Source organism: Marinomonas rhodophyticola (genome assembly GCF_026113935.1).
Classification (GTDB): Bacteria; Pseudomonadota; Gammaproteobacteria; order Pseudomonadales; family Marinomonadaceae; genus Marinomonas; species Marinomonas rhodophyticola.
The window spans coordinates 420543-437157 of record NZ_JAPEUL010000004.1 but is presented as its reverse complement, the minus strand read 5'-3'; the positions used below and the strand labels follow the sequence as shown (position 1 = coordinate 437157).

The window sequence follows — 16615 nt, the reverse complement described above, 5'->3', positions numbered from 1 at the left end:
CACTCGATTACAGGGATCACGAATATGACGATCACATTGACACAAACCATTCGCTTATTTTTATTAGCCTTGCTCACCATGAGCGTTGTCGCTTGTGGCTTTCATCTTCGAGGAAACGGCAGTGTCCCAAGCAAACTTAAAGTATTAACCCTCACTTCTGAAAGTGGATCAGACAGCTTTGATAGAGCATTGCGCATTGCGTTGGGTAAAGCGAATGTCGTGATCCTAGACAAGAACAAAGCAACAAAAGACACACTAGATTTAAAAATCAATTCAATCACGACTTCTGATACTGAGTTGGCTAGAGATGGAAACAATGATGTCTCACAGATTCAACGTCGTCTCAGCAGTGCTTACTTTATCCGTCAAGCAGATGGAAAGTCCGTTTATGGTCCACGAACTATTACTACGACAAAGACATTAACGAATCAGAATGCCGAAGAAAGCGCTAAAATATCTTATAACCAAGCACAAGCAGAAAGCATGAGTGAAGATCTTGCTAAGCAGCTAATTTACGACCTAACTTATGCACCATTTTAGTCGTATTGTGGTTAGGCCAATACAATGAAAATTAAACCTGAGCAACTACAACAGCAGCTCAAAAAAAGCCTCGCCCCCATTTATATTATTTCTGGTGACGAGGTGTTGCTCTGCCAAGAAGCAGCCGATCACATTCGCAAAGCCGCTCAAACTCATAGCATCGATGAACGCCTGCGTTTTGTTGCTGACGCACAGTTTGATTGGCAAGATGTCATAAATGAAAATCAAAGCTTATCGCTATTCTCTTCTCGTCGCATGTTTGATATTCAAATAGACAAGATGGGGGAAAAACACACAAAAGCACTGACTCAATTAAGTCAATCGCTTAGTGAAGATAACGTTATTCTATTGACTTTACCTAAAATCGACGCGCGAACGCAAAAAGCCAAGTGGTTCACGCAACTTGAATCGCAAGGTGTATTTGTTCAGGTCTGGCCAATAGACGCAAACCGCTTACCGGCATGGGTGCAACAAAGAGCACAAAATCTTAATTTATCCCTCACCCGTGACGCTGCCAGCATTGTCTGCGAACGTGGCGAAGGCAATCTACTTGCTTTGTCTCAAGAATTAGAAAAGCTCGCATTATTATACGGGCGAGACGCTAAAATTGATGCGGAACAAGTGGTCGAATCCGTCGCAGACAGCAGCCGTTATTCTATTTATGATCTTAGCGACCGGTTGCTAATGGGAAACACCAAAAGCGCAATGCATTGTCTAAACCAACTCATTGGCGAAGGTGTGGAAGCCAGTATCCTTCTTTGGTTATTTAATCGAGAAATTCAAACACTGGCAAATCTACTGCAAGCCATGCAATCCTCTAGCTTTAGACAGGCCTGCCAGAGTGAAAAAATCTGGGACAAGCGCGTGCCATTTTATGAAAGCGCCATGTCACGACACAACAAAATTACCCTACCTTACATGCAAAACTATTTAGCTTTGTTAGACAAAAGCATCAAAGGATTAGAAGGCCCAGACAGTGAAACGGGATTTCGCAATCTCGTCATGATGTTTTGTGGCTACAAACCAGTGGCAACTGAATTAGATTTGCCATAAATTAAATTTATAAAATCATTATTACTATCAATAAGTTACATATTTAAACCAATACAAACATAAAGCCGACATTGTTCTAACATTAATGATGGGATGATAACAAAAACAATTTAGCTTTATGGAGACCTCTATGTCTTGGTTTAAACGAAAATCAATAACGTTACCTAATAGTACAAATCAGGGCATCAAAATTCTTCAGCTAACTCATGCTGAACTGTCTGAAACTACCCTGTCTGAATTGATGTTTCCAGAAAAGAAAACACAATTAATCCTTGCCTTTGTATCCTCTAATCTAGACTTTGAAAGCACTGTTGAAAAGATTCAGCGATTCACACCTTACTGTGAAAAAGTCGTTGCTGTGATGACAGCAGGCGAACTTAACAGCCAACAAGCAAACTTTTATCAAACGACCGATGGAAAATGGGACTCAATTGTCTTGCAAAGCTACAGTGAAGAGCTTCTAGCATCCACTGAAATAAAAACCATCCCACTGCATTGTGAAGACTTAAAACAAGGCAAAGCAACCAAAAACAAGCAAGATAGAATTCAAGCTATTCAATCCGAGATAGAAAAGATAAATGTAAAAATGGCCATCAACTACCAAGATACTATTGCCATTACATTTATGGATGGATTGTCGTCTAGCGAAAACTTCTTTATGAAAGCCCTATATGATAGCCAGCGTTTTCCTTGTCATTTCATTGGAGGCTCAGCAGGAGGGAAGTTAGATTTCAAACAAGCGTCTGTCTACGACGGCAACAAAGTTGCTCATAACTGTGCTGTGGTTATTTTTACTAAGCTAGCAGACAATATCCGCTACGGCATACTAAAAACACACAACTTTAAAAAGACTGATCGCTCTTTTTATATTGCAGAATCAGACCCACAAAAGCGAACTGTTACGACAGTCATTTCTAAATCTACTGGCAAAATCGTCAACATGGTTGACCACCTTTGTGACTATTTTAAATGCCAACCAAACGAGCTAAATACAAAGTTAACGAACCACTCTTTTGCAGTTGAAATTGGTAATGAATTATTTATACGCTCCATCGCCAGCATTGATTTAGATAACAAGATCATTCATTTTTTCTGCGACCTAGATTTTGGCGACGAGCTTATTCTGGTGGAAGCTAAAGGATTTGCCGATAGCACCAAACAAGCCTTTGACGCGTTTATGAAAGGCAAGCCTCAACCCATAGCGATGCTGGCTAATGACTGTATTTTACGTCGTTTAAATAATGCAAAAGCCCTCAAAGAGCTAACCGCCTTCCAGAACATTAACGCCGCGGGTTTTTCTACTTTTGGCGAGCTATTAGGTGTACATATGAACCAAACCCTAACGGCCTTATTTCTATTCAAAGTGTCAAAAAACGAACCATTTTCGGACCCTATTGTCGATAATTTTCCGATTCACTACAGTTATTTCAAAGAATTTTTTACCTTATCTAGATTGAATAGCTTAATGCAAATCAATCGTTTACAGGCAGACCTGATTAACTATCTATCTGAATATCGCCCTTTACTTGAACAAGTGGTCGTCAGTTTTAATAAAATCACAAAGTATTCACAGCAAACAGAAGCGATTATTAGCGATGTAAGCGGTACTTTCCATGAACTAAGAAATGATATTAATGCGCAAGAAGATGGCCGCAAAGCACTGAATGGAAACGTGGCTCAGCTGAAAAACAACTCGGAGCAAGTGCTTGCCATTTTGAAAGTTATTTCGGGAATTGCTGATCAAACTAACCTTCTCGCACTTAACGCTGCGATTGAGGCCGCGCGAGCAGGCGAAGCTGGTAGAGGTTTTGCTGTCGTTGCCGATGAAGTTAGACAACTATCTAAAAACACTCAAGACAGCTTAAATAAAACGGGAGAAACGATCTCATCTGTCACCAAATCAACTGGCTCTATCAGTCAGTCGATCGAAAGTATTGAACAGTTCATGTCTCGACTCACCAATAATACTGGCGAGTTAACGGCACAAATTCAATCCCTAGGTGATGCTTCTAACATAGCAAGTAGAGATGTCAGCGAGAACATACAAGCGATTCAAGATATGACTGCTCGCATGTCTGAAATAGATAAAGAAGTCGAAGTAATCGAAAGTCTAAAGCAGGCTAATAACCTGTAACTCGATAAAGTGAAGTTTACTTTGCTAGACTTCACTTATTCTCGCAGCCTGTTATTATGCGGCCTCACCATGTCCTGGGTAAAAAATAAATGAATAATGAATCCGTTGTCTTGGAAGAACTTACCGTCTGGAGCACACCGCTCTTTATCACACAAATGCCAGACCATGACTTTCTAAAAGAAGCGTTACTTGCTGCGGTTTACCAACAAAAGGCGATTCAAACCACCGCCATTGAAAGTAACATCGCCCCAAAAGCTAAATATGCCTTACACGAAAGCACCTTGGATTTTTTAGACTTGGCTGACGCCAACATAATGGAAGCTAAACGCGCTTTAGAAGAATTGATTCTAGAAATTGCCACTTCCGTCAACCAAGCTTTCTGGCCCGACGACATGGAAGCTGACGCACATATTATCGAATCTTGGTACCACGTTACACAAAAAGGCGGTTACCACGATGCCCACTCGCACCCAAATTGCTCTTGGTGCGGCATTTATTATTTAGAACCTGGCGATGCTCATATCGAAGGCAACGGTGGCCTAAATCGCTTTTATGATCCCAGAGTGAATGCCGAACACTACGCAGACCCAGGTACCGCTTACCTTGGAGGGCATGGCGTATGGGATTTCACACCAACAGACGGACAGGTCATTATATTTCCTTCCTACCTAAAACACTCCGCCTTACCGTATTTTGGAGAAAAAGATCGCGTCGTCATTGCTTTTAACAGCATTATTGAAGCGTATTAATCACTCGAACAATATACCTCGACCAAGACTGAGCCTATTTATACAGTAAATTGGCTCTTCCCTTGCCTCTTTTTACGCCCCCTTTTTACAATAAATTTCATAAGTTTCTATTCAAAGATTCACAATGGAATGCTATTTGTAGTAATTTAACAAGGAATGTTTCATAACCACGGGGAAGTCTATGCGTTTCCAGTTTGATCAACTCAGCGGCAGTCAGCGCTATCATCTGATCACACAAACCATCACGCCGCGCCCCATTGCGTGGATCATGACAAAAAATGAGAACGACAGTTTTAATCTTGCTCCGTTTTCTTATTTTGCTCCAGTTTCTTCTGATCCAGCCCTTCTCATGGTGTCTATTGGTAACAAGACCGCAGAAATAACCAAGGACACAAAATACAACCTCCAGCGAGAAAAGGAATGTGTTTTGCATATTCCAAGTGGAGATGTCATGAACGCCGTTAACGAGAGTGCGGCAACGTTACCGTACGGTGAGTCAGAGTTACCTGGGGCAGACCTGTCCCTGACCGATTTCACTAACACATTGCCTCGTATTGCACAGGCAAAAGTGGCATTTCACTGCAAACTATTCGACCTGCATACATTAGGACATTCATCATTCGATGCGATTTATTTAGAAATCATAGATCTGTATCTTGATGACGATCTGATGATGCAAAAAGACAATCACTTTGTCATTGATAACAAAAAGCTTAATCCCCTTTCACGACTAGGTGGCAATGATTATGCCCTCCTAGGTGAGACAGTCACGATCAAACGTCCTAGCTAGGGCAATACAGATTTGAGGTACTAAAGATGGACGTAACAAAACAAGTACAAGCTTTCCCCTTTATGGCAAACGTTGACGCAGAATTAGCGACGGCAATGACCAGTATGGCAAGCATAAAAACACTCAAAGCCGGTGAAATACTCGCCAAGCAATTTGAAATTGGCCAGCACCTCTATTTTCTTATTGAAGGTGAAGTGGCTATTTCTGTTCCACTTCAAGATACAGGAAAGTCTTACAATGTGGGCCTAATACATAACCCTCTTTCTCCTATAGGGTGGTCTGCGTTCCGACATCCATCACGCTATGCCACAACATTTACTGCCACAAAGTCTTCCACTTTACTCTTTTGGCCCATTGTTGAGCTACAAAAAATTCTCGACGCCAATTTAAACTTTGCCAACAAGTTTTTACAATTTGTCTATCAAGAGTCTTTACCTGTTCTCACCGACATTCAAAACCAAACTCGCCCTTTTTTCTCTAACGAATCTTTGGCGTTTGAAGAAACTCGCCCACTAGTTGATTCAGAAACACAAACACATGCTCTCAAAGATGCCATCAGCTTGCTCAATTACGCACCGTTCTGCGAAACATTTACGCAAGCTGAAATACACACTTTGGCGAAAAAATCTTCTATATTATTAGCTCATCAAGGGGATATCATAAGCCAACAAGATCAGCTTGCTGATGGCTTATATCTGCTCATAAAAGGCAAGGTGGTTATCAGCTATCAGACGGAGTCTGGCGATATTATAACAACTCGTACAATCGCACGTGCGGGTACTGTGTTAGCGTGGGCCACTCAAAATGGTAGCATGAAAAACCGCACGTCAATTATCTCCTCACGAGACAGCAGCATCTTACGCATTAAACGAGAAGATTTATTAGACATATTTCAAGATAACCCTAAATTTTCAGTAAAATATCTCTATCGCCTCATTTGGTTAGTCGGTGCCCACCTGCTTGCAGCCCGCATGCGTTATCTTTCTCAGATAGCCAATGACGAAGTTCTTGCGGTCAGCAATGTCATCGAACAAAATGCCGCACTATTACCCGTTAGCTCACCTTTGTATAAGGTTAGTGAACTATTAAAAAGCGCCATTACAACAGATGAAGCCTTTGGCGTCCTCTACAAATGCCTGCATTTTGGCTGTGTGCTAGAACGTACTATTTCAGGTATGTGCTTAGATATTTTGAAAGACTTACAGCGCGAAAACGCTTTTTATCGCCATCTGCAAAATGTCTATGACACCATCAACAACCTACCTAAAGACACACCTGCCCTTGATGCGAGACGTTTTGGAACAGAGCTATTTAAGCAAGCATTTCAGCAAGTTCCCTATGTGATCAAAGGGCTAGAAAACTTACCGAAAAAAGCGGGATCTTTATTTATTTATAACCACTTACTTGGTTCCCCAACCAATCGCCTACCAAATGGTTTCCGTTTTTCTATGGACGCGCAATTTATCAGCGCGATGATCATAGACAAAGAATATGGTATTTCTGGACAACGAGTCGTGCGTCGAAGCAAAGAAAGTGAGTTTTGGCGTGATGATTTTTACGGTCGCTTTGGCAATATTTTTATTAATAGCTGGGACAATCTCACCAAAGACACGCCAGAATACGATGAGTTCATTAAACAATCACAACAGACCTTACAAAACAACTTTCCGCTGATGATATCGCCAGAAGGCCAGAGTTTTGGCACACATCAATCACCTGGCACCTTTTTACCTCATGCTTTTGAACTCGCTGGCTCTATGGGCTTCTGACGAGCCATGGATAGTTCCTATCGTTGTTGCGAACTTTGATAAACGAGCGGATCACAATTTATATACCGTCATTATCAAACCCGCGTTTAAGCTGTCTAGCCGAGTCGACTACAAAGATAAAGCCGCTTTAAATCAATTCCTTATGGCCTATCAAGAAGAATACAAAGGCTACGTCGAAGAAGCCGTCGAACTATCCAGAGAGATACGACAATACCCGATATTCAGCGGTAAAAATGGCTATCGTTCTAACGTGATGAGCTTAAATCAGATTGATATCGAGTTCGAATCCGATGTCCGTGAACTAGAGTTTCATCTTGCTCACCAGAAATATAAAGAGCAGCCAGTCGCGTTTTATGGCTCATCAACCATGCGTTTATGGCACGATTTCACCCATCACTTCCGCGACAAGGATGGTATAAACCTTGGCTTTGGCGGGGCGACTCTAGAAGCTTGTGTGTACTATTTTGAACGTATCATTTTGCCTCATAAGCCTCGTTCTATGGTGATTTATGCAGGCGATAATGATATCGGCAACCATTGCGACAGCAATAAAGTGGTGGACCTCTATATCGAACTGTTACAAAAGATAGATCGTCATTTGCCTGGCATTCCCGTCACACTCATTAGTATAAAATGCAGCCCGGTTCGCTTGAAAATGCGCAAAACCATAGAAATAGCCAATCAGCAACTAGTTAGATTGGCAAAAACTCGACCTAATACACAATATTTGGACTTGTTTTCTACGCTGTTAGACAGAAAAGGAGACATAAAGGAAAACCTTTTTGAAGGAGACAAACTGCATTTGAACCACAAAGCGTATGAGCTTTGGACCAATAAATTGTTGGAAACAGAAGACTTCATCTTTAAAAAATAGTGCCTTCTACTAACGATAAAAACGCTCACTGACTGTTTAATCACTATCCCACTATTGGTTAAACAGTAAGCGAGCGTTTTTTATTGCGAAAAAAACACTAGACAAGGCGGAAATACCATCCAATAAAAAGTCGGCCATGTATTGACCTTTCGCGAAAAAAAGGTGAGCATAGAAAAACACTCTATGTTAAGAATTCAAATTAATTTATGTATAACAATATCTTAAACAAACATAACGGCGATAAACGTAAGGCGAAGAAGCTTTGCGGCGCTGACGTGTGGAAATAAGATTCAAACAACTCCCTGGCAGCATTCTCGCTGACGGTTTACCTATCTTTTCAGCAGAATGCATACCGGCCTAAATGAGGCAACAGTATGTTTTACGGTGCAATAACAGCATTAGTCACTCCTTTTCGTAACGGTCAATTAGACGAAGATGCCTTGCGTAATATCGTACGCTGGCAAATTGATCAAGGCATCAATGGTTTAGTACCAGTTGGCACAACGGGGGAATCGCCCACATTAAGCGAACACGAACACAAACGTGTTATTGAAATTACCGTACAAGAAACCAATAAAGCCGTACCCGTTCTTGCTGGGGCAGGTTCCAACAACCCTGTCGAAGCCGTTAACTACTCAGAGTTTGCTTATCAAGCTGGTGCGGATGCAACATTGCACGTTGCAGGCTATTATAATCGCCCAAATCAAGCTGGCTTGTATGAACACTTTAAACACGTACACGACAACAGCAAACTCCCGATCATTCTCTATAATATTCCGCCACGCTCAGTTGTTGGCTTGGAAGTAACGACTATGGCTCGCCTTGCTGAATTACCAAGAATCATTGGCGTTAAAGATGCAACTGGCGACTTAACCCGACCTATTCGTGAACGCGCCTTAATCAATAAACCTTTTAATTTCTTAAGTGGGGACGATATTACTACGGTGGCTTATAACATCGGTGGCGGTAATGGCTGTATTTCGGTGACATCAAATGTAGCCCCGAAACTCGTTGTCGAGTTACAACGTTTGTGCCGAGAAGGCAAATATGTAGAGGCCGCCCAGTTGCAAGATAAATTATTTGCCCTACATACCGCGCTGTTCATTGAACCCAACCCAACAGGACCAAAATATGCCATGTCATTATTAGGCCTGTGCACCGAAGAATGTCGTCTGCCTATGGTGCCACTGCAAGACAGTACAAAAGCGACAATACGCCGCATCATGGAAGAATTAGAACTCATTTAACAACGAACAAACTAATAAGACAGCCCATACTAAAAAAGTTGGGCTGTCTTATTAAAACCCCTTATGACTAGGACTTCGCCAAACGAACCACATAAAGTAAGATAATCGCTCCCACTGTTGCGGTAACAAGCGACCCTAAAAAACTACCTGAATACAAACCTAATAGTTGAAAAGTAAAGCCGCCAACAAAAGACCCCACAACACCAATAACAATATTACCGACCAAGCCGAAACCCGCTCCTTTCACAAACTGACCAGCTAACCAGCCGGCTAATGCACCAATCAACAAAAAAGCTAAAATTTCCATAAAGTCATCCTTATATTGTGTATAGCATAGTCTTTTAGACTAGCATCTATTTGTTTACACACCTAGAAAAGCACTTAAATTCTCCATACTGCTACCGCGTTTATTCTTTTTTCTGTTACTTTGTCATGAAAGCATCATGCTTTTTCAATAAATATTGATACAGTGTCTACGGGTTACTCGAACTCTCTTTTAAACATGGTTACGTTAAGCTTTGATGAGGAAATCTAAATGGGTAAGGTACATTTCATAGGTGGAGAAAAAGGCGGTGTAGGCAAATCCATGACCGCGCGAGTATTGGCACAATATTATATCGATAACAATCAGGCCTTTTTAGGATTTGATTGTGATGCTTCGCACGGTACCTTCTCACGCTTTTACAATGAATTCGCCTCTCCTATTTTAATTGGCGAAGAGGACAGTTTAGATGGCATGCTAGCGGCTATCGAGGAATACCCAGATCGTGATTTAATCATCGACTTAGCCGCTCAAGCAGCTCAGCCACTAGGTAAATGGATTAAAGAAACGGATGTTTTTGGCTTACTAGACGAAATGGGATATCAAGTCTGCCTATGGCATGTTATGGACGATGGAGCGGACTCAGTCACATTGTTAGACAATTTGCTCGATCGCTATACACAACCTTCTGTTGACTTTGTTGTTGTGCAAAACCTCGGACGTGGCAGTGACTTTTCTCGCTTCCAAAAATCAGAGACGTTTAAAAAAGCCATGAGTCGTGACGCTTTAATCATCGAATTACCCAAACTGCAAAGCAAGCTAACACAAAAAATTGACTTCAATAACAGCAGCTTTTGGGCCGTAGCCAATGATAAAAGCATCATGAACATTGCGGAACGTCAGCGCATGAAAGTCTGGCTGCGCAATACTTATGAGCAGCTAGCACAACTTGGCTGATAGTTATCGGTTTGAGTATCACAAAAAAGCCAACAGACGTTGGCTTTTTTGTTTTAACTATCGATGAATAGAAGAAATTACTCTTGAACATCCATATACTTATTCGCCCATACACGGTTTTCTTCTAGTGTAGAATAACGCGTGGAAAGCTCAGAAGCATTCAAGGTCCCTTCAGCAATACCGCGCTGTTCACGCAGGCAATCGTAGGTCGCTTTAATCGCCGCAAAATATGCAGCGTGACCATTGACTACAATACGCACGCCATTGGCGGCTAAACGTTCGCGATCACGCAATTCCGGGTTGTCGTAAGCCACCAACATAATTGGAATAGAAATATGCTGGCTAATTTCTTCTAGATGCGCAAAGTCACGAATACCCACCATACAGATACCATCAACACCAACGGCTTGATACGCCTTAACACGCGCAATGGTTTCTTCCGTCGTCAACTGACCTGCATTCGTGCGCGCAATGATACTCATAATCGGATCAATACGCGCTTCTAACGCCGCTTTTAATTTACCAACAGCCTCTTCTACTGGAATCAAGTCTGTCGATTTATGACCATATTTTGCTGGCAACAAAGTGTCTTCTATAGTCAATGCTGCTACGCCAGCACGCTCCAGTTCCACAATAGTTCGCATCACGTTCAGCGCATTACCATAACCGTGATCCGCATCGGCAATGATTGGCAAACGGGCAACACGACCAATTCGAGTGGCTTGCTCAGTAAATTCACTTAACGTAATCAAAGCAAAATCTGGTGCAGCTAAAACCTGCAAAGATGCAACAGAGCCACCTAAAATCCCTACTTCAAAGCCAAGATCTGCTGCAATACGAGCCGACATAGGATCGAATGTCGAAGCAGTGTAGTAACATTTACCGCTTGCTAGTAATGCTCGAAAATCATTACGCAAATCGTGCTGGGAAGGTGTTGCCATAAATATACTCCTAAAAGATGTCACTAAATGTCATATTGAGTACCTTTCACGCTGTCACAAGCAAAACCAAAACGAGGCAAAAACAAACAACAAAGCGAACACTTACATGGAGATAAGTGATATGGCGTCGCAGGACACTAAAGCCATACTCATGGCGTATAAATGAGCATTTCGGGATTGTTTTTAACAAAGTATTGACGAGAGCAGTAGTCGTGCAAAGATCTCATATAGTGTAAATGCGGCATATTATACTCCCCTTGCGCTTTTGCTTCATCTGTAACAAACCGATTGGTTAGGTTTTGTAAGTAAATTACGACTAAAAAAACGAAGTTTTTTGAAGAAATGAAAGGAATTTACAATCTATAAAAAAAGAGATGCCATTGCTACTGATTAAAAGCTCTACATCATAACAAGCTGAGTGTCTAAATAAAAAAGACCTGCCTATGTTTATAAGCAAGTCTTTCTGTCTAAAAATTCATATAACGATCTAAGAAAACACATTACTACATGCTTTGAGGAACCTCACATACAAAGCTTTTCGCACTTTCTACGTCCCCCTTACCATCATAGATCGCTATACTAGGATAAGGACACAAAGGACGAGTTCGCGTTGCACTCCAAGAAGCTGGCAGTTCTTCATTAACGCCACCAGGGTTTCCTACCCCACGTGCTGTGGCAATCACTTCTTTAGGTTTCTCCCCTTTTTCAACCCAAGCCACTAAAGGCGTCAGCATGTCAAATTGATCTGTAGACTGTCCGCCGCGGCAATGGCCCATACCAGGCACTGGATAAAATTGAGCAAAATCGCCAGCCTGCCCATTATTTTCGACATCTAACGCCTGATACCAAGCTTCGGTGTCCTGCACAGAAAAAATAGCATCGGACACACCGTGATACACCATAATTTTGCCGCCCTTGTTTCGCAAAGCAGACATATCTTCTGGTGCAGGCGGTGTCATAAAAGACATCGCAGATTCCTTATAAACCGCTGTTGTTGCATTTACTTTTGCCACTAAGTCGTCAATATTGGCATTCCAAACAAAATCCGCGCCATTGAAATTGCGAATACTGTAGTCTTTTAATTCAACTGGCGGCGTATTAAAAATCATGGCTACCGCCCCTGAATCTCGCTCAATGGGTGACGAATATTCCCAAACCAATTGGTCTCTATTATTGATACCGGCATCATATGGAAAAGAGGAATAGACACGCTTACCCTTACTCGTAGTCACCCCTTTAAAAATACTATCTATGGCATCTTTTTGTGGCTGAGTAAGGCAAGTTCCATCACGATCTACCTGACAGGTTGCCACGTCGGTTTGAATACTAAAAGCCGTTTGACAAGCCTTATAGTCTTGAATCATGTCATCTTTAAGACCGTCAAGTGCATCACATTTAGCCAAAATAGCGTTTGAAACGGTGGCACGTTCAGTCGGTGTAAAAGCAGTTTGCAAATCAGCTTTATTGGTATTTGGGATCGAAGCATAGACATGCGCTCCTGCAATACTAGCTACCGCGGCAAGTGGTAAACGATAGCCTGGCGCTCCCACTAAAATACCATCATATTCATCAGCATATCGTGTTGCTGCAATCATGGCGTGTCGACCACCATTCGAGCAACCCGCAAAATAACTACGGTCTGGCCCTTTGCCGTAAACTTGGTTAATGACCGTTTTTGCCATCGGCGTTAACTTCGCCACAGCCTGATAACCATAATCAAGCCGTGCTTGTGGATCATAAGCAAATGTCGGCAGCGGTTTATCATGACCCGCATCGGAACTAATTACCGCAAAACCTTGCAACAAGGCGCCCGTTAACGGACCGCCACCTAATGCGCCATCAGCGGTTCTAACAGCACCATCTAAACCACCGTTTGCTTGGTATAAGAATCGCCCATTCCAGACTTTCGGTAAACGTAACTCAAACCCAATTGCATATGGCTTACCATCAATCTCACCGATTCGCTCATGCATTTTACCTTTCACTAAACAATGCTCTTCAATATCAGTATCGCCTTGTTTCAATGCGCCTTTAAGTACGGTTTCAACAGAATCTATTACGGTATCTTTCGCAACCAAAAGTGAAGAAAAACCTTCACAACGAGTCGCTAGAACGGAGGACGTTGCTTCACTCAACGATGGGATATGCGCTGCAGATGCTGCATTAGTGGTACCACTATAAACAGTCAGACCGCCAAGAGCGAGAGCCAATACGCTTGGTTTACATAAAAACGGATGCATGGTTCACTTCCTTATAGTTTTAATAATTATTGTTTTACTACTTTATTGTTTTCCACCACAACAGAGTATAAGAAAGCGACACCAAAACGACATCATTTTTTTTGCTCAAAGCATTCAAAAAATGCACAAATTAAAGGGTTTAATGTTGTAATTTTCCTACATAAAAAACCATAAAATGTACTTGAAAGCTGCGTTTTGAAATAAAATTTCCTATTTTGTGAAAAATCGCTCTATTTAGGGCTACTTTTTGTACAGCGAAGCAGTGACAGAGACAAATTCTAGGGATAACATACTGCCCCAGCATCCCCCGTGCGCCCTTTTATGGTTTTCAATCCTATTGATAATGTTAAGGTTCTCAAATGAACGCTTGGTATCTCATCTGCTTCCTCTCGGCACTAGCGGTTTTCATCGCTTTTACCAACCAATATATACTCAAAATGCAAACAACAATTGCCATCACTACAGGCTCCGTTGTTATCTCTTTACTGCTGATTCTTGCGGTCAAAATGCTCGGTGACGAAACAGCGGTTTTCATCACACAAGTGGTTTCCGACATAGACTTTAATCAGCTACTTCTAAAAGGCATGTTAGGCTTTTTATTATTTGCAGGAGCATTAGAGATTGACCTTGCGGCGTTAAAAAGACAACGCTGGGAAATCACTATTTTGGTGTTATTCTCTACGTTAGCCTCTACTTTTATTGTCGGTTATCTAAGTTATTACGTGTTTGCTCTGCTCAACTTCCCAGTACCACTTATATACTGCTTACTATTTGGTGCTTTGATTAGCCCGACTGACCCGATTGCAGTGTTAGCGATTATCAAACAAATGAGCGCACCACAAGGTATCTCAATTCAGGTTGAAGGAGAGTCTCTGTTTAATGACGGTGTTGGCTTAGTGATTTTTACCACTATCTTTGCCGTGGCTTTCTACGGTACAGAAGCCAGCTTTCAAGAAGTCGCCGAGCTATTTTTAATCGACGCCATTGGCGGTATCGTGTTTGGTCTTGCTATCGCTCTTGTGGGTCACTTTGTGATTATCAACTGCAAAGACATAAACACTCGTTTACTCGTAACTCTCACTATTCCTTCAGCTGGCTTCGCTTTGGCAAATATCTGGGAAATATCTGGTGCTCTTGCCATGGTGACCAGCGGCATCCTACTTGGCAATATTACACGAGCAAAAGCGTCTAAACGCAGTGGACCAGATGGAACCCGTTATGTAAAAGATTTTTGGCATGCGACCGACAGCTTTTTAAATGCTCTACTTTTCCTAATCATAGGCATGTTGATCGTAACTATGCCTTTGACATGGGAAATTATCGGTTTAGGCTTGGTTATGGTACCAGTCGTTCTACTTGCCCGTTTTATTAGTGTTGGCAGCCCATACCTAATTTTCAAACGCTATCGTGAATATGATAAACACTCCGTGAAGATTTTAACTTGGGGTGGTTTACGAGGCGGTTTGGCTCTGGCGATGGCAGCGGCTATTCCAACCAATAAAATGATGATTGAAGGTATGGATCTACACGACGTCATCGTTATTATTACCTATGTCGTGGTGATATTCTCAATCATTGTGCAAGGCCTCACTATTTCACCTTTGATACAAAAAAGCATCATAGCCGCGAAAGAAAAAACAAAATAGCTTCATGCCTACAGGGTAACCGTCATAAGGCCAGCCCAATGCTGGCCTTTTTATTGGTTCTGTTTCTGTAAACCTTGCCCTAGATCATAAAAAGCCATAACAAACTATTATAAAATATTGTTATGGCATTCGATTGAATGTCATGTTTTGCGTATTTTACTACTTGCTGAATAGGAAGAAGCACCTTAATGCCACCTGAATCAAACTGCATCCTACAACGTAATAATGTCAAGATTTCTGGTAAGGGTGAGAAAACCGTGATGCTGGCACACGGTTTTGGCTGCAATCAAAACTTGTGGCGCTTCATACTTCCATATTTAGAAGAAACCTACCAAGTCGTCCTATTTGATTACGTTGGGTGCGGTAATTCTGATTTTTCAGCCTACCAAAAAGACCGCTATGAGCATTTAGAAGGTTACGCTCTCGATATTATTGAGATCTGTGACGCTCTGAATCTTAAAGACATCATTTTTGTTGGTCATTCTGTTAGCTGCACCATAGGCTGGATTGTTGCCACGCAACGTTCTGAGCTTTTTCCCATTTAATCGCCGTTTGCCCTTCTCCTTGTTTTTTAAACATTGGAACAGAATACCAAGGGGGTTTTGATAAGCAAGACTTAGAGCAGCTCATGCAATTGATGAACAAAGATTACATTGGCTGGGGGAACTATTTAGCGCCCATTGTTATGGGCACTGACTTGTCACCAATTGGGCCAGGCAAAGATAAGAACGAAGTATTAGTACATGAATTGCTCAACAGTTTTTGCTCGACCGATGTCACCTATTCTAGACCTTTTGCACGGGCCACTTTTTTTCTGACTATCGAAACATACTCCCTGAAATAGGCCATCCCTGTCTCATCTTACAAAGCTCAGAAGACTCCTTGGTTGCGATATGCGTCGGAGAATATACACAGCGTCATTTACAAAACGCCGAACTGAAAATCATAGAAGCGAAAGGGCATTGTTTACATATGACTCGCCCCATGGACGTTTTCAAGCATATGAACGCGTTCCTTGGTAAAAACTAACCCGTGACAAAACCTTACTGGTATTTCAATTACTATCCTTATGCCAATTTGCATTGAATAGTTAAAAAATCCGTCTAAAATCACGTCACACTCTAAAATAGGATAGGATTTTTATGACTTCATTCACCATTCTTGATGGCGGCATGGGCCGAGAGCTTGAGCGCCGTGGTGCACCTTTTAAACAACCAGAATGGTCAGCTTTGGCTATGATGGAAGCGCCAAGCATAGTGAAAGCAGTACATCAGTCTTATATTAATAGTGGCTCACGCGTTATTACAACAAACAGCTATGCGCTCGTTCCTTTTCACATCGGTGAAAAAGTCTTCAAGGAACGCGGCAAAGAGGCTCGCCATCTTGTCTGGAAAGGTCGCCCGTGAAGCCGCC

At 41.9% G+C, this 16615-nt stretch carries 15 protein-coding genes; 12 read left to right on the top strand and 3 right to left on the bottom strand.

Features of this window, described 5'->3' with window-relative positions:
* The first annotated feature begins 24 nt into the window (after positions 1 to 24).
* The 8 genes from ONZ52_RS02780 to dapA all read left to right on the top strand — a co-directional run bounded on the left by ONZ52_RS02780 (position 25) and on the right by dapA (position 9156).
* A complete protein-coding gene (locus ONZ52_RS02780) occupies positions 25 to 540 on the top strand; it encodes an LPS-assembly lipoprotein LptE (RefSeq protein WP_265217154.1) in 516 nt (171 codons plus the stop codon).
* Between the two features lie 24 nt (positions 541 to 564).
* Positions 565 to 1593, top strand: a complete 1029-nt coding sequence (holA, locus tag ONZ52_RS02775; RefSeq protein WP_265217153.1) for a DNA polymerase III subunit delta — start codon at positions 565 to 567, stop codon at positions 1591 to 1593.
* 130 nt (positions 1594 to 1723) lie between these two features.
* Positions 1724 to 3727, top strand: a complete 2004-nt coding sequence (locus tag ONZ52_RS02770; RefSeq protein ID WP_265217151.1) for a methyl-accepting chemotaxis protein — start codon at positions 1724 to 1726, stop codon at positions 3725 to 3727.
* An 89-nt stretch (positions 3728 to 3816) separates the two neighbouring features.
* Positions 3817 to 4476 carry a 2OG-Fe(II) oxygenase family protein gene (locus ONZ52_RS02765; protein WP_265217148.1) on the top strand — a complete coding sequence of 220 codons (660 nt, stop codon included), beginning with the start codon at positions 3817 to 3819 and terminating at the stop codon, positions 4474 to 4476.
* A gap of 181 nt (positions 4477 to 4657) precedes the next feature.
* Positions 4658 to 5266: a flavin reductase family protein gene (locus ONZ52_RS02760; RefSeq protein ID WP_265217146.1), complete on the top strand. Its 609-nt coding sequence runs from the start codon at positions 4658 to 4660 to the stop codon at positions 5264 to 5266.
* A 26-nt stretch (positions 5267 to 5292) separates the two neighbouring features.
* Positions 5293 to 7035, top strand: coding sequence for a cyclic nucleotide-binding domain-containing protein (locus ONZ52_RS02755; protein ID WP_265217145.1), 1743 nt, complete (start codon positions 5293 to 5295; stop codon positions 7033 to 7035).
* Positions 7001 to 7909, top strand: a complete 909-nt coding sequence (locus tag ONZ52_RS02750; RefSeq protein ID WP_265217144.1) for a GDSL-type esterase/lipase family protein — start codon at positions 7001 to 7003, stop codon at positions 7907 to 7909. Before ONZ52_RS02755 ends, ONZ52_RS02750 begins: the two co-directional genes overlap by 35 nt.
* Before the next feature lie 374 nt (positions 7910 to 8283).
* Positions 8284 to 9156 (top strand): 4-hydroxy-tetrahydrodipicolinate synthase, encoded by an 873-nt coding sequence (gene dapA / locus ONZ52_RS02745; protein WP_265217142.1) that lies wholly within the window; start codon positions 8284 to 8286, stop codon positions 9154 to 9156.
* 67 nt (positions 9157 to 9223) lie between these two features.
* On the opposite strand, the gene ONZ52_RS02740 is transcribed toward dapA, so the two are convergent.
* Entirely contained in the window at positions 9224 to 9463 is a 240-nt protein-coding gene (locus tag ONZ52_RS02740; RefSeq protein WP_111606559.1) for a GlsB/YeaQ/YmgE family stress response membrane protein, read from the bottom strand.
* A 228-nt stretch (positions 9464 to 9691) separates the two neighbouring features.
* On the opposite strand from ONZ52_RS02740, the gene ONZ52_RS02735 reads away from it, so the two are divergent.
* On the top strand, positions 9692 to 10375 hold the full coding sequence (locus tag ONZ52_RS02735; RefSeq protein WP_265217139.1) for a P-loop NTPase family protein: 684 nt from the start codon (positions 9692 to 9694) through the stop codon (positions 10373 to 10375).
* A gap of 77 nt (positions 10376 to 10452) precedes the next feature.
* Here ONZ52_RS02735 and ONZ52_RS02730 read toward each other — a convergent pair whose 3' ends face one another.
* Both ONZ52_RS02730 and ONZ52_RS02725 read right to left on the bottom strand, forming a co-directional pair.
* The gene (locus ONZ52_RS02730) at positions 10453 to 11316 is read right to left on the bottom strand and encodes an isocitrate lyase/PEP mutase family protein (RefSeq protein WP_111638628.1); all 864 of its coding nucleotides are present in this window, start codon (positions 11314 to 11316) and stop codon (positions 10453 to 10455) included.
* A 503-nt stretch (positions 11317 to 11819) separates the two neighbouring features.
* A complete protein-coding gene (locus ONZ52_RS02725; RefSeq protein ID WP_265217137.1) occupies positions 11820 to 13556 on the bottom strand; it encodes a tannase/feruloyl esterase family alpha/beta hydrolase in 1737 nt (578 codons plus the stop codon).
* 359 nt (positions 13557 to 13915) lie between these two features.
* On the opposite strand from ONZ52_RS02725, the gene ONZ52_RS02720 reads away from it, so the two are divergent.
* The 3 genes from ONZ52_RS02720 to ONZ52_RS02710 all read left to right on the top strand — a co-directional run bounded on the left by ONZ52_RS02720 (position 13916) and on the right by ONZ52_RS02710 (position 16608).
* Positions 13916 to 15202, top strand: coding sequence for a cation:proton antiporter (locus tag ONZ52_RS02720; RefSeq protein WP_265217136.1), 1287 nt, complete (start codon positions 13916 to 13918; stop codon positions 15200 to 15202).
* 188 nt (positions 15203 to 15390) lie between these two features.
* Positions 15391 to 15747 carry an alpha/beta fold hydrolase gene (locus tag ONZ52_RS02715; RefSeq protein WP_265217135.1) on the top strand — a complete coding sequence of 119 codons (357 nt, stop codon included), beginning with the start codon at positions 15391 to 15393 and terminating at the stop codon, positions 15745 to 15747.
* Between the two features lie 597 nt (positions 15748 to 16344).
* The gene (locus ONZ52_RS02710; RefSeq protein ID WP_265217134.1) at positions 16345 to 16608 is read left to right on the top strand and encodes a homocysteine S-methyltransferase family protein; all 264 of its coding nucleotides are present in this window, start codon (positions 16345 to 16347) and stop codon (positions 16606 to 16608) included.
* Positions 16609 to 16615 lie beyond the last annotated feature (7 nt).

Bases quoted from the DNA above. Each gene is read 5' to 3' on its own strand.
- ONZ52_RS02755 (WP_265217145.1), top strand. From the start codon at position 5,293: ATGGACGTAACAAAACAAGTACAAGCTTTCCCCTTTATGGCAAACGTT.
- ONZ52_RS02725 (WP_265217137.1), bottom strand. From the start codon at position 13,556: ATGCATCCGTTTTTATGTAAACCAAGCGTATTGGCTCTCGCTCTTGGC.
- ONZ52_RS02765 (WP_265217148.1), top strand. From the start codon at position 3,817: ATGAATAATGAATCCGTTGTCTTGGAAGAACTTACCGTCTGGAGCACA.
- dapA (WP_265217142.1), top strand. From the start codon at position 8,284: ATGTTTTACGGTGCAATAACAGCATTAGTCACTCCTTTTCGTAACGGT.
- ONZ52_RS02710 (WP_265217134.1), top strand. From the start codon at position 16,345: ATGACTTCATTCACCATTCTTGATGGCGGCATGGGCCGAGAGCTTGAG.
- ONZ52_RS02740 (WP_111606559.1), bottom strand. From the start codon at position 9,463: ATGGAAATTTTAGCTTTTTTGTTGATTGGTGCATTAGCCGGCTGGTTA.
- holA (WP_265217153.1), top strand. From the start codon at position 565: ATGAAAATTAAACCTGAGCAACTACAACAGCAGCTCAAAAAAAGCCTC.
- ONZ52_RS02735 (WP_265217139.1), top strand. From the start codon at position 9,692: ATGGGTAAGGTACATTTCATAGGTGGAGAAAAAGGCGGTGTAGGCAAA.
- ONZ52_RS02715 (WP_265217135.1), top strand. From the start codon at position 15,391: ATGCCACCTGAATCAAACTGCATCCTACAACGTAATAATGTCAAGATT.
- ONZ52_RS02720 (WP_265217136.1), top strand. From the start codon at position 13,916: ATGAACGCTTGGTATCTCATCTGCTTCCTCTCGGCACTAGCGGTTTTC.
- ONZ52_RS02750 (WP_265217144.1), top strand. From the start codon at position 7,001: ATGCTTTTGAACTCGCTGGCTCTATGGGCTTCTGACGAGCCATGGATA.
- ONZ52_RS02730 (WP_111638628.1), bottom strand. From the start codon at position 11,316: ATGGCAACACCTTCCCAGCACGATTTGCGTAATGATTTTCGAGCATTA.
- ONZ52_RS02780 (WP_265217154.1), top strand. From the start codon at position 25: ATGACGATCACATTGACACAAACCATTCGCTTATTTTTATTAGCCTTG.
- ONZ52_RS02770 (WP_265217151.1), top strand. From the start codon at position 1,724: ATGTCTTGGTTTAAACGAAAATCAATAACGTTACCTAATAGTACAAAT.
- ONZ52_RS02760 (WP_265217146.1), top strand. From the start codon at position 4,658: ATGCGTTTCCAGTTTGATCAACTCAGCGGCAGTCAGCGCTATCATCTG.